Here is a 13,930-nt window from a genome sequence, read left to right as displayed (position 1 = left end):
AATCTATGAAGATTAAACCACTTCGCTTGCGACTTTGGCTTTAGCAACATTTTTGTTGATAAACCATTGTTGCAGAATCGTGATCGAGTTGTTCACAATCCAGTATAAAACCAAGCCAGAAGGGAAGAACAGCATAAATACTGTAAACATGATCGGCATGATTTTGAAGACTTTAGCTTGCATTGGATCAGTAGGTTGTGGGTTCAACATTTGTTGAACAAACATCGTTACACCCATGATCAACGGCAGTATAAACCAAGGATCCATTGCAGATAAATCTTGAATCCAAAGCATCCATGGTGCATGACGAAGCTCTACAGATTCCATCAATACCCAATACAATGCTAAGAAGATTGGCATTTGCAACAACAATGGTAAACAACCCGCAAGTGGATTGACTTGCTCACGTTTGTAAAGCGCCATCATTTCTTGTGAGAAACGCATGCGGTCTTCACCAAACTCTTCTTTCATGCGTTGCATTTCAGGTGCAATCACACGCATTTTCGCCATAGAGCGATAGCTCTTAGACGACAAAGGCCAAAGAATAAGCTTAACCAATACAGTCAATAAGATAATTGACCAGCCCCAGTTACCTACAAGATTATGGAAGAACTGTAAACCAGCAAATAATAATTTTGCAATTGGCCATAACCAACCATAGTCTACAGTTTGGTTTAAACCAACAGCCAAGTCTTTTAATTCAGATTGAATTTTTGGACCTGAGTAGAACGTTGCATCAATGCTCATTGCTTTTCCAGCTGGAACATTGATGGTTGGAGAAGTAAATCCGATGATATTCATACCATCTGCAGATTTACGAGATTCCAATTTTGCTGTGTATTCTTGACCGCCAAAATGACCAGGCATCCAAGCACTTACAAAATAATGCTGAACAATCGCAACCCATCCGCCTTTTGCTTCAGTGTTGAGTTTTTCATCAGTAAAATTTGCAAATTTTAGCTTGTTATAATGCTCATCAGGTGTACCCCAAGCGCCACCCAAATATGTTCCAAGTGTAAAAATCCCTTGAGAGGTTTTTCCTGGATCATCTGAGTTATCACGCTTAATTTGACCAAACATTTGTCCTTGCCAATTTTGCGCACTACGGTTGACAACCTGATAGCTCACATCGATTGGATATTGACCTTGTTTAAAGGTAAATGTTTTGATGATTTCAACGCCATCTGCTGTTTTAAATACCATTGGTACAGCTAAAACTTGCGATGTTTTTCCATCTTTGTCTTTGGCTGCTTTGGCATCTGCAATGGTATAAGCAGTTTTTTCAAACGCATAGTTTGGACGATCTGGCTTACTGTCCGGACCATTCAATCCAATTAACCCAGATTGCGCAACATAGGTACGTTTTGCATCACTTTCAAGCATAACAAAAGGCTGATCACTGTCTTTGCTCTTGTCATGATTCAGTAATTCAATACGAACAATATCACCACCTTTAGGACTAATCCAAAGATGATAAAGGTCAGTTTGTACTGAAATCAATTGTTGATTTGCTGTGGCTGGTGCAGCTGTATTCTGTTGTGCAGCAGCTATATTTGCTTGTGGAACATCGCTAGTGGCCGCAGTTGCTTGACCTTTTGGCAGATCGGCAGACACATCATGCGCTACAACAGCCTGCGGTGTCGCAGCCTTCGATGTATTGTCATGACCATAGTCTTTTTGCCAAGCCAAAATGAGCAAATATGCGGTGACTAACATGGCCCCAAGGATTGCAAACCTGGCCCATTGTTGCATATCTATTACCCCAAGTGGTTAGAGTGATTTTGGTTCAATAAACGTTCACGCAAGGGTACAGGAACATGAAGCGTTTGAGAATCTATTTGCTGAAATGAAATAAAACGAATTGTTTTTTTTGGCACAGGATCATAACCATACCCACCCCAAGGATGACAACGACACACGCGTTTGGTCGCTAACCAGCTACCTTTTAATGCGCCGTGCGTATGGATCGCTTCTAACGAATATTGAGAACAAGTCGGAATATAACGACAACGAGGTCCAATGAGAGGACTAATCGCAATTTGATAGAAACGAATCAACCAATGCAATAAACGAATCATTGGTATCCTCTATTTTTGAGGGGAAGATTGAGCTATTTTATGGTGCTTTTTAACGATGCGCTGCAATTTCAACCAAGCAAATTGTAATTGCTGAAAAAGCTCAGCATTTGGAACTGCTTCTATACCAACTTTAGGCATCACCACAATATCCAATAAATCTATATTTTGCTGGTTTAAGCGAAAACTTTCACGCGTTAAACGTTTTATTCGATTTCTTTCATGCGCACGGCGCACTTTCTTCTTTGCAACAACAATACCCAAACGGCTTTTAGGCTGTTCGGTAACTTTTGCTAAGAATATAAAATGGGGTTGATGCACTTTAAAAAGCGCACCATCAAATACATCTTTGTAATCAGCAGCGCAGTGGATTCTCACCTCTGGACTGAAACTATAAAGAGACATAACACCCAAGTCGTCTATCAACTGTCTAAAAAATTAAACAGTTAAACTATGACGGCCTTTTGCACGACGGCGAGCTAATACTTGACGACCAGCCTTAGTAGCCATACGAGCACGGAAACCATGAACACGCTTGCGCTTTAATTCAGATGGTTGGAATGTACGTTTCATATCGAAACTCCAAAATTGATCTTTTCTAAAGGTTCGCGATTGTATTGTGCATTCTTTATTCTGTCAATAAATATACACATTTCTTTTATATAGACGCTTTATTTTTACCCAGACAACAACTTTATATAGATTAAATTGAATAAATTATCAAAAATATATATTCACAGCATAACTTATTCTTTTATAATGCAAATAAGAGTTACGCACAGATATATCCTCAAAGTTATCCATAGGCTGATTCACAATTTAAATTTAATTTCTCAATTTTAAATTTAAAAATCGTGTTGTTTTGAATTTAAATTCATAACTGAAGCTTTATCCACAGAAATCCTGATCCTTATAAATAAATTCAAATTTAAAATTTATATTTATTATTATTAGGGAGCATTTTTTCTGTGGAAAACCGCTTTTTTAAGATAAATAATAATAACTTACCCTGTGAGTATCCATGTTTCTATTAATTTGATGGATTGTGGATAACTTTCTGTGATAATTTATCCACAGCTTGTGGAAAACCTTATCCACAACTGCTTTGAATTTGAATTTATTTACAGAAGGTTGCTTTTTTGAGCGAATTAGATTGAATTAACCATGACAGATGTGGATAACTTGGTTAGAATGGCGACCCCTTCACCTACAGGGTAGGGGTAAATAGTCTTTTTTGAATTTAAAATTGAATGAAGGGGTTTCACATGCTTTGGACGGACTGCTTAACTCGCTTGCGACAAGAGCTCTCTGATAATGTCTTTGCCATGTGGATTCGTCCTTTGGTTGCAGAAGAAGTCGAAGATACTTTAAAACTGTATGCACCCAATCCATATTGGACTCGCTACATTCAAGAACATCATTTAGAACTGATTTCTATTTTGGCAGAACAATTATCTGAAGGTCGTATTCGTAAAGTCGAAATTTTAGTCGACTCGCGTCCTGGTGCAATTCTTTCTGCTGCTGAACAGCCAGCTACCACAACGGCAGCGCTTGAAAGTTCTCCAATGCCTACACAGCATGTCAAAGCCAAAAAAGACAAAGAATATGAAGTTGTTTCTGCAAAAAATGTGAAGAAACGACAACTTAACCCATTATTTAACTTTGCTTTATTTGTTGAAGGTCGTTCAAACCAAATGGCGGCTGAAACTTGCCGCAAAGTTTTAACACAACTGGGTGAATCTCAACATAATCCACTCTTTTTATACGGCCCTACAGGCTTAGGTAAAACGCATTTAATGCAAGCCGTTGGTAATGCATTATTACAAGCAAAGCCAAATGCGCGTGTGATGTATATGACTGCGGAAAGCTTTGTCCAAGACTTTGTCAGCTCTCTGCAAAAAGGCAAGGTTGAAGAATTTAAAAAGAATTGCCGTTCTTTAGATTTATTGTTGGTTGATGATATTCATTTGTTGGCGGGTAAAGAAGCCAGTCTTGTTGAATTTTTCTATACATTCAATGCTTTATTGGATGAATCTAAACAAATTATTTTAACCTCTGACCGTTATCCAAAAGAATTAACCGAATTGGATCCGCGTTTAGTCTCGCGCTTTTCATGGGGATTATCGGTTGGGGTTGAACCACCAGATATTGAAACACGTATCGAAATTTTGCTGAAAAAAGCCGAAAGCAGTGGCATCGATCTGCCTCGAAATTGCGCTTTATTTATTGCACAACAGGTTGTTGCCAATGTGCGAGAGCTTGAAGGCGCTTTAAACAAAGTTGTGGCAATCTCACGCTTTAAGGGGTCTGCAATTGATCTAGAAGTGGTTCGTGAATCATTGAAAGATGTTTTGGCGATTCGTGCCCGTACCATCAGTACTGAAAACATTCAACGCGTAGTGAGTGAATACTTCCGTATTCCATTGAAAGAATTGGTGGGACCAAAACGCACACGTATTTACGCACGACCACGTCAGTTGGCGATGGGTCTTGCGCGTGAGCTTACTGGAGACAGTTTCCCTGAAATTGGGATGGCTTTTGGCGGTCGTGACCACAGTACGGTCATGCATGCCTGTGAAAAAGTGCAAAGTTTACGCGATGAAGATCCAATTTTTAATGAGGATTATAAAAACCTCATGCGCCTGTTACAAAGTTAAAATTTGTACAAATTATGCGCTTGCAATGCGGCATAAACTGCCGCATAGTACGTCATTAAAAAAAATTTATTACCCACATTTTTGTCATATTTAGTTAGAGGAATTCCACCGTGCGTTTGAAAATCGCGAAAGAGAGCTTACTTAATGTTTTGTCCCATGTGGTTGGAGCAGTTGAACGTCGCCATACTTTAAACATTCTTTCAAACGTGAAAATTCAAGCTACAAATCAAGCCCTTACGATTACAGGATCAGATTTGGAAGTGGAGCTTGTGGCAAGTACAACTCTAGCTGAAGGTGCATGTTTACAAGCAGGGGAAACCACAGTTCCTGCACGTAAGTTGGTCGATATTTGTAAATCTTTACCAGCAGCAGCTTTGATTGATTTGCAGATCACTGAAGATCAACGCTGTATTTTAAAATCTGGAAACAGTCGCTTTGTTTTAGGAACCTTACCTGCTGAAGATTATCCATTGTTAACCAATGAAAATAGCCAAGGCACTCAAGTTCAAGTCACTGAGCGTGAATTAAAACGTTTATTTGAAAAAACTTCATTTGCCATGGCTGTGCAAGATGTACGTTTTTACCTGACAGGTACATTATTGGAAATTGATGAAAATCAATTACGCGCAGTCACTACCGATGGGCACCGTTTAGCATTGTGTGAAACATTAGCGTCTTCAACCGCTGCACAATTGGTTCAAGCCATTGTTCCACGTAAAGCAGTCGGTGAGTTACAACGTCTTTTAAGTATTGAAGATGAGCAACTGACCTTGTTAATTGGTCGTGAATTGTTAAATGTTACCATTCAAACCTCTAGCCGCGACAAAGAACAAGGCGATATTACGGTACGTTTCACAACAAAATTAATTGATGGGAAATTCCCTGATTATCGTCGTGTGATTCCACGTGGCGGTGATAAAGTTGTAAATATTCCACATGATGTATTTAAGCAATCCTTACAACGTGTTGCGATTTTAAGTAATGAAAAATTACGTGGTGTATTCTTAAACTTTAATGCTGATTCTTTGCAATTACGTGCCAATAACCCTGAGCAAGATGAAGCGATTGAAGATTTAGCTATTCAATATGCCAATGCGCCGATGGAAATGTCGTTTAATGCGCAATATATTTTAGATGTATTAAGCGTTTTAGATGGTGATGATGTCGCAATGACCATGTCTGAAGCGAATCAGTCGGTATTGGTACAAGATCCAACCCAATCTAATCAAACTTATGTTGTGATGCCGATGCGTGTTTAATTGATTTATTTTTAAATCATAGCCATGCATATTACGCGTTTAAATATACAACGTGTTCGAAACCTCAAGACGGTTGCTCTGCATGAGTTGCAACCGTTTAATGTTTTTTATGGACAAAATGGTTCAGGTAAAACATCGATTTTAGAAGCTATTCATTTATTGGCAACAGGTCGATCTTTTCGAACACATATCCCGAAAAATTACATTCAAAATAATCAATCAGACGCCATTGTTTTTGCCCAATCTTTGACTGAAAAGATTGGTATGCAAAAGCTGCAAAGTGGTGAGCAGTTAATTAAAGTCAATGGTGATACTGTTGCAACCCAAGGGCAGCTTGCCAAAATCTTGCCATTGCAACTGATTGACCCATTAAGTACCGATATTATCGATCATGGGGCAAAACCACGTCGCCAATTGTTGGATTGGCTCATGTTTCACGTGGAACCAGATTTCTATCATGCATGGCAATATTATTCACGCGCTTTAAAGCAAAGAAATAGCTTACTTAAAACCAAACGTAATCTGACTTTGCTCGATTTAGAGCCGTGGAACAAAATGCTCAGTGATTATGGTGAAATGTTACATTCTCAACGGGTCGAGATTGTTGAGCAATGGAAGTTATATTTGCAAGAAGATTTGGCGCAGTTGCTACCCGATTTAAAGATTGAAATGGAATACAGTGCAGGGTTCCATGTGGAACATGGTTTGGCCAATGACCTGATTCAATATCACCAAAAAGATGTTGATCGACGTTATACCGAGTATGGACCGCATCGTGCAGATATCCGATTAAAAACCCCTTTAGGCGAAGCGGATGTGGTACTGTCTAGAGGGCAGAAAAAGTTGTTGATAATGGCTTTAAAACTATCACAAATTGCCATGTTACATGCCTGTAATAAAGAAACTGTGGTATTATTAGATGATGTGACAGCAGAATTAGATTTAAGCGCACAACAACGTTTAATTGAGCGATTGAGCCAACTTGGTAGTCAAGTTTTTATTACCACACTAGACCATGAATCAGTAAAAAAACATTTACATGATTTGTCTATTTCCTACCAGTTATTCAATGTTGACCAAGGTCAGGTAAGTGTTGTTGCAACATGATTTTAGATTTTAGCCAATTTTGGAAAGACCTATTTTTCACTAGGGAGAAACCATGAGTTCAGAAGATCAAATAGCTTCTCAAACAGAACCAACCATTGAAAAGGCTTATGATTCCTCTAGTATCAAAGTATTACGTGGTCTAGATGCAGTTCGTAAACGCCCAGGTATGTATATTGGTGATACTGATGATGGTTCAGGCTTACACCATATGGTATTTGAGGTCGTGGATAACGCGATTGATGAAGCTTTAGCTGGTCATTGTGATGAAATTTTAGTGACTATTCATGAAGATGAGTCAGTCAGCGTTGCAGATAATGGACGTGGTATTCCAACTGATATTCACCCAGAAGAAGGTGTCTCTGCTGCAGAAGTAATTCTTACTATTCTGCACGCAGGTGGTAAGTTTGATGATAATAGCTATAAAGTTTCAGGCGGTTTGCACGGCGTAGGTGTATCTGTAGTTAATGCACTTTCAAGCAAACTTGAACTTACGATTCATCGTGCTGGTCATATTCATCAACAAGAATATAAACATGGTGATCCGGTTTATCCGTTAAAAATTGTGGGTGATGTCGAAACCACAGGGACCATTGTTCGTTTCTGGCCAAGTACTGAAACGTTTAGCCAAACGATTTTTAATGTCGATATTTTGGCACGTCGCTTACGTGAACTTTCATTCTTGAATGCGGGTGTTCGTATTGTCCTACGTGATGAACGTGTTGCCTTAGAACATGTCTTCGATTACGAAGGTGGTTTATCTGAGTTTGTAAAATATATTAACCAAGGTAAAACCCATCTCAATGAAATCTTCCATTTCACCACTCAAGCTGAAAATGGCATAGGTGTTGAAGTTGCTTTGCAATGGAATGATACCTATCAAGAGAATGTTCGTTGCTTTACCAACAATATTCCACAAAAAGATGGTGGAACGCATTTAGCTGGTTTCCGTGCAGCGTTGACACGTGGCTTAAACAGCTACATGGAAAATGAAAACTTACTCAAAAAAGAGAAAGTTGCAGTTACTGGTGATGATGCGCGTGAAGGCTTAACAGCAATTGTTTCAGTTAAAGTACCTGATCCTAAATTCTCATCTCAAACCAAAGAAAAATTGGTGTCGAGTGAAGTTAAACCTGCTGTCGAGCAGGCAATGAACAAAGCCTTTTCTGAGTATTTATTAGAAAATCCTCAGGCTGCAAAATCTATTGCAGGCAAAATCATTGATGCTGCACGTGCGCGTGATGCTGCGCGTAAAGCACGTGAAATGACACGTCGTAAGAGTGCGCTTGATATTGCCGGTCTTCCAGGTAAGTTGGCAGACTGTCAGGAAAAAGATCCAGCACTTTCAGAATTATACTTGGTCGAGGGTGACTCTGCGGGCGGTTCTGCAAAACAAGGCCGTAACCGTAAAATGCAAGCCATTCTTCCGCTCAAAGGTAAAATCCTGAATGTGGAACGTGCACGTTTCGATAAAATGATTTCATCACAGGAAGTGGGTACGCTGATTACTGCATTAGGATGTGGTATTGGCCGTGAAGAATATAACCCAGACAAGTTGCGTTATCATAAAATCATTATCATGACCGATGCTGACGTGGATGGTTCACACATTCGTACCCTGCTTTTGACTTTCTTCTTCCGTCAAATGCCAGAACTTGTGGAACGTGGTTATATTTATATTGCACAACCACCACTGTATAAACTGAAAAAAGGTAAGCAAGAGCAGTACATTAAAGACAATGATGCTTTAGAAACTTATTTGATTTCAAATGCGATTGATGAACTTGAATTACGTGTCAATGCTGAAGCGCCTGCAATTCGTGGCGTAGCATTAGAGAAAGTGATTGCTGATTATCAAACCTCTCAAAAGAGTTTGCAGCGTTTAACTGTGCGTTATCCTGCGACCTTGCTGGATGGTTTATTGAGTCTTGAGCATTTTAAACTTGATCAAAATCATGACCAAGATTATGTACAACAATGGGGTGAAAAACTTCGTACTGCGATTGAAACAACGCAACCGAGTTTACGTCCAGTGTTGAGCTTGGAACCCTTTGATAAAGAAACTGCTGATGGGCTTAAAACGACGATTTATTTCCCGCGTATAACGATTTATGTGCACAATTTACCGCATAGCTATTTATTAGACGCGGGTTTATTGGCATCGGGCGAATATAAACGTTTATTGCAAAACTCGAAGAGCTGGTTCACCTTGTTAGAAGAAGGTGCTTATCTGCAAAAAGGCGAACGTAAAATCAACGTTTCGACTTTCCATCAGGTTTGGCAACACATTTTGACAGATTCACGTCGCGGCATGATGATCCAACGCTATAAAGGTTTGGGTGAGATGAATGCTGAACAGCTTTGGGAAACCACAATGGATCCTGAAAACCGTAATATGCTGCAAGTGACCATTGATGATGCGATTGAAGCCGATCGTATGTTTGCATGTTTAATGGGCGATGATGTAGAACCACGTCGTGCTTTCATTGAAGAAAATGCATTAAATGCAGATATTGATGCTTAATTAAACTTATTTTAATCAATAAAAGGGAATAAACCTCGGTTTATTCCCTTTTTTATAGCCCTTATTTTAATTTTGATAGTGCTACTGCTTCTATTTAAAACAAAAAAACCAGCTTCTCAAAGCTGGTTTTTTTGTAGACTTTAGCTTATTTCATCTAAAGTATTATTCACCACCTAGCGTACATTCAAAGTTGGCTTTATCTACTGAACAACGTGCTTTTTTCAACACAGACATCATGCCTGCATCATAAATACCTTGTTTAGTCAGTTCTAAACGGCCATCACGCATTAACTTTTGATATTTCAGCTTATCTTCAGCGGTTAAATTCATTTTGTATTTTGCTGGAATAGTCGCTTCTAGGCGATTAATCATAGCAAAGCTTTTTGGCAAGTTTTTCACAAAATAATCACGAGATTTTTGACCAAAACCTGCAGGGAATTTTTCAGGACGGATGACAAAGTCAGCAGTTACTTGTAATACAGGGAAGTTAAACATTGCCCCATTTGCACCTAAACCTTTTTGAATTTCAAGCGGTTTGTAGGCATAAGCAGGCGCACCGACCATATCAACTTGACCATTGTTGAATTTTGCAACAAAGTTGGTGATATCTGAAGGAACTGCTTGTGCACCAACACGTTGTACTAGAATTTTTTGAGCGCTGTCATAGCTTAATACAGCAAACTTTTTACCAGCGGCTTTTTCAATCGAGTTGATATTTTTATCACGTACAAAAATAAATGCTGAACCAAGTGGTGCAATACCAGCAACTTCGTATTTTTTACCACCCAAGGTTGTGGTCATTTTTGCAGCATTACGCGCATCTAAGGCAAAAGTAATGGCTTTTTGTGCAATCGCATTACTTGGCACACCACCAATAGAGTCGATTGAACCCACAAATTTATTGTATTGACGCGCGCGCATTGCAGTCATAAATACGCCATCGCATTTGCCTGCTTTAAAGTCGTTATCTGCTACAGCCTCATCTTGTTTTGGAATGAGATTGATATCAGCGCCCCAACTTTTTGCTGATAATGCCCATTCTTGCGCCATTTGAAATGACTCACCTGACTTACCTAATAAGTCAAATACGCAGACATCTGTCGCAGCTTGAGATGCTGAACTAAATCCAACGATTGAAGTTGCAGCAATAGCGAATGCAATTTTTTTCATATTTTCGTCCTTATCTATTTATCCATCTTTAGGAACTTTTCCATAAGCGCAATATTAATCAGCTTTGTTTGAAAAAAATAGAGCATTTACTCCATTTATTATTTTTTTTTTGACAATTATTGTGAATTAGCGACTTAACTCTCATTTCATCGGCAATCTTTTTATAAATAAATCAGTTTTTTAAGCCCGAGTTATGCTTTTTCATTACAAATTGTTCGAAATTCATGATCTATGTAATTTTAAATAATTTTGCTGAAATCAAAAAAAATTAGATGAATATTCATTATAAAAAGCGACGAACGGTTAAATTTTGCACTTGAATTTTGTTCTATTATTAACCAAAATAATGTTGATAAGTATGTGGGTAACTTTTCAATCAAGACTAAATTCGATCAATACAGACTGATTTATTTGCATATAAAACTTCAAAATCGTTAAAAAATGCTGTCAAAGAATGAGTCAAAAGAACTGTTTTAAAATTTTAACTTATCCACATGTAATTGATAAAAAACATTTTTAAATTCAAATGAATTGTCTTTTTAAAGCCTTTTTGGTTATTATTTAGTTGAGCTAATATGTTCCACGCTGGAAATTACCTATTATAAATAAAAGTTATGATTGTATTTTGTCGATTTGAAGATGCTTTTGGGGTTGGATGTGGTTTGGATGTTAAATAAAATAAGCTTATGATTTTTATTGGATTATTGTGCTAAAAAGCCTTCTTTTTGATCTGAGGGAATCTAGAGTAATGAGAAACAACACCTGAGTGTGTTTGCATAGCGTGGCTATGTATTGAATTACTGATGATTTATGAGAAGAGGTATAGAGCTTTAAATTTTGTTAAGGCAATGAAGTTGCGTTTAGAACTTTAAATAAAATAATTTTTATAAATTAACTTATTGATTTTTAATTATATTTTATTAAAAAACTAGAAAAGGCATTTGCCTATTTCTAGCTAATTTGAGGGGCTTACTGTATTTAAAAGCACTTTTTAATTAAAAGCGCCTTTTAATCGAAAGAGCTTTCTAATGTTTCTAGTTCCATCATCAGTTCAAGCATTTTTTCTTCAGCTTGTTCTAATTTTACTTTTAACTCTGTCTGTTCATTCATGAGTTTGAGTAAATCATCTTTACGGTTTGCCTCATAAAGGGCTGAGTCTGCAAGTAATGCTTCAATTTCTACGAGTCTAGGTTGAATTTTTCCAATTTGACTTTCAATTTTCTCGATATTTTTACGAATAGGGCGGCTCAGTTCACGTTGACGAGCCGCTTCTTTACGTTGTGCTTCTTTATCGAGTTTTGAAATACTCGGCTTTTCAACCACCTGAGATTGAACAGGTGCGCTAGGCTGTTGTCCATTCTTGATCATATCGATACGTGCTTGACGTAACCACGTTGCATAATCTTGTAAATCTCCGTCAAATTCCTTGCTTTGACCTGCATGAACCAAAATAAGTTCATCACAGACTGAAGCGATCAGCTGACGTTCATGGGAAACTAAAACCACAGCACCTTCAAAATCCTGTAAAGCCATCGTAAGTGCATGGCGCATATCTAAATCTAAATGGTTAGTCGGTTCGTCGAGAATTAAAACATTTGGACGCAGCCAGACGATTAAAGCCAAAGCCAAACGCGCACGTTCACCGCCAGAGAAGCTTTCGCTTGGAGTGTCCATACGTTCACCACTAAAGCCAAAACTTCCTAAAAAGGAGCGTAATGCTGCTTCACTGATCTTTGGGTCAGCAATGCGAGAAAGTTGTAACATCGGGCTGGCATTGCCATCTAAAGCATCCATTTGGTGCTGGGCAAAATAACCAATATTGAGTAACTCAGAATCTTTACGTAAACCTTGAATCAGCGGTAAATCACCGACTAAAGATTTAATTAGAGTCGATTTACCTGCACCATTCATTCCCAGTAAGCCGATACGACTGCTTGGCGTAATCTGTAAATTTACATTGGTGACAATTAATTTATCGCCATAGCCAATATCTGCATGTTCGAGTGTGAGCAGCGGTGAACTCATTTTGCTTGGTTCACGGAAACTAAAGGTAAATGGATTATCGACATGCGCAGGGGCAAGCTCTTGCATACGTTCAAGTTGTTTAATACGGCTTTGCGCTTGTCGTGCTTTAGTCGCTTTGGCTTTAAAACGGTCAATAAATTTTTGTAAGTGTGCTTTAGCTTCTTGTTGCTTTTCAAACGCTTGTTGTTGTTGTGCTAATCGCTCAGCACGTGTGGTTTCAAAAGTAGAGTAGTTGCCGGTATATAAAGTCAGTACTTGATTTTCGATATGTAAAATATGATCTGTGATTGCATCTAAGAAATCGCGGTCATGTGAAATTAAAATGAGCGTGCCTTCATATGCCTTGAGCCAATCTTCTAACCATAAAATTGCATCTAAATCTAAATGGTTGGTCGGTTCATCGAGTAATAGTAAGTCTGAGCGACTCATCAGGGTGCGAGCAAGATTTAAACGCATCCGCCACCCACCAGAGAAACTTGAAACCAAGAGTTCTGATTGATGCTCAAAAAAACCTAAACCGGCCATCAGTTGAGATGCTTTAGATGCAGCTGTATAGCCATGAATTTCTTCAAAACGGCTATATAAATGTGCTAACTCATCATTACTCAAATCTTCAGAATGGTTTAGTTTGTCTTGGATGAGCCAATATTCTTCATCACCAGATAACACAAAATCAATAGCTTTCATATCTAAGGCTTTGATTTCCTGAGCCATATGGGCAACGGTCCATATATTTGGACGGGTTAAGCTACCGCTGTCTGACTCCATTCCACCCAAAAGTGCTGAGAACAATGTGGATTTACCCGCACCATTTACACCTGTTAAACCAATTTTCCAACCAGGATGAAGTTGCATAGACGCTTTTTGGAATAAAATGCGTCCACCACGGCGAATTGAAAGTTGGTCTAACTGAATCATAGGAAACTGACTATTGAATATCGGATGCGGTATAGTAAAGGATAAATGGTAGAGTTCAAAAAATGTATTTGATAAAAGAAGTGACAAAATGTCTTTTCTTGAGTGAAATGCACAATAAATTGGGTAAATAGGATCAATTCAAAAAAACAAACAATGCTTTATTGTGAATGCTTCAATAAAAAAATGCGTATATCTCCC

10 protein-coding genes are annotated in these 13,930 nt (G+C 38.3%); 4 read left to right on the top strand and 6 right to left on the bottom strand.

The window, feature by feature from the left end; genetic code table 11:
* Window positions 1-12 precede the first annotated feature (12 nt).
* Genes yidC through rpmH form a run of 4 tightly spaced genes read right to left on the bottom strand, consistent with a single transcriptional unit; the run spans window position 13 to window position 2,648 of the window.
* Window positions 13-1,752: a membrane protein insertase YidC gene (gene yidC, locus FHR28_RS13710; RefSeq protein WP_004718941.1), complete on the bottom strand. Its 1,740-nt coding sequence runs from the start codon at window positions 1,750-1,752 to the stop codon at window positions 13-15.
* Window positions 1,753-1,757: 5 nt separating this feature from the next.
* On the bottom strand, window positions 1,758-2,078 hold the full coding sequence (gene yidD, locus FHR28_RS13705) for a membrane protein insertion efficiency factor YidD (protein WP_004718939.1): 321 nt from the start codon (window positions 2,076-2,078) through the stop codon (window positions 1,758-1,760).
* A gap of 9 nt (window positions 2,079-2,087) precedes the next feature.
* Window positions 2,088-2,480, bottom strand: coding sequence for a ribonuclease P protein component (gene rnpA, locus FHR28_RS13700; protein WP_004718937.1), 393 nt, complete (start codon window positions 2,478-2,480; stop codon window positions 2,088-2,090).
* 33 nt (window positions 2,481-2,513) lie between these two features.
* Window positions 2,514-2,648 carry a 50S ribosomal protein L34 gene (gene rpmH, locus FHR28_RS13695; protein WP_000831329.1) on the bottom strand — a complete coding sequence of 45 codons (135 nt, stop codon included), beginning with the start codon at window positions 2,646-2,648 and terminating at the stop codon, window positions 2,514-2,516.
* A gap of 692 nt (window positions 2,649-3,340) precedes the next feature.
* On the opposite strand from rpmH, the gene dnaA reads away from it, so the two are divergent.
* The 4 genes from dnaA to gyrB all read left to right on the top strand — a co-directional run bounded on the left by dnaA (window position 3,341) and on the right by gyrB (window position 9,619).
* The gene (gene dnaA / locus FHR28_RS13690; RefSeq protein ID WP_004818188.1) at window positions 3,341-4,732 is read left to right on the top strand and encodes a chromosomal replication initiator protein DnaA; all 1,392 of its coding nucleotides are present in this window, start codon (window positions 3,341-3,343) and stop codon (window positions 4,730-4,732) included.
* Between the two features lie 110 nt (window positions 4,733-4,842).
* Window positions 4,843-5,991 carry a DNA polymerase III subunit beta gene (gene dnaN / locus FHR28_RS13685; RefSeq protein ID WP_004718933.1) on the top strand — a complete coding sequence of 383 codons (1,149 nt, stop codon included), beginning with the start codon at window positions 4,843-4,845 and terminating at the stop codon, window positions 5,989-5,991.
* Window positions 5,992-6,015: 24 nt separating this feature from the next.
* Window positions 6,016-7,098: a DNA replication/repair protein RecF gene (recF, locus tag FHR28_RS13680; RefSeq protein WP_004718931.1), complete on the top strand. Its 1,083-nt coding sequence runs from the start codon at window positions 6,016-6,018 to the stop codon at window positions 7,096-7,098.
* Window positions 7,099-7,150: 52 nt separating this feature from the next.
* The gene (gene gyrB / locus FHR28_RS13675; protein ID WP_004818189.1) at window positions 7,151-9,619 is read left to right on the top strand and encodes a DNA topoisomerase (ATP-hydrolyzing) subunit B; all 2,469 of its coding nucleotides are present in this window, start codon (window positions 7,151-7,153) and stop codon (window positions 9,617-9,619) included.
* Window positions 9,620-9,781: 162 nt separating this feature from the next.
* Here gyrB and FHR28_RS13670 read toward each other — a convergent pair whose 3' ends face one another.
* Both FHR28_RS13670 and FHR28_RS13665 read right to left on the bottom strand, forming a co-directional pair.
* Window positions 9,782-10,789, bottom strand: a complete 1,008-nt coding sequence (locus tag FHR28_RS13670) for a putative solute-binding protein (protein WP_004718925.1) — start codon at window positions 10,787-10,789, stop codon at window positions 9,782-9,784.
* 1,008 nt (window positions 10,790-11,797) lie between these two features.
* Window positions 11,798-13,732 carry an ATP-binding cassette domain-containing protein gene (locus FHR28_RS13665; RefSeq protein ID WP_166782881.1) on the bottom strand — a complete coding sequence of 645 codons (1,935 nt, stop codon included), beginning with the start codon at window positions 13,730-13,732 and terminating at the stop codon, window positions 11,798-11,800.
* Window positions 13,733-13,930 lie beyond the last annotated feature (198 nt).

This window comes from Acinetobacter sp. BIGb0196 (assembly GCF_011759595.1).
GTDB lineage: Bacteria > Pseudomonadota > Gammaproteobacteria > Pseudomonadales > Moraxellaceae > Acinetobacter > Acinetobacter guillouiae.
Note: the sequence above shows the minus strand (reverse complement) of the source record. Positions and strands in the feature narration are given on the sequence as shown.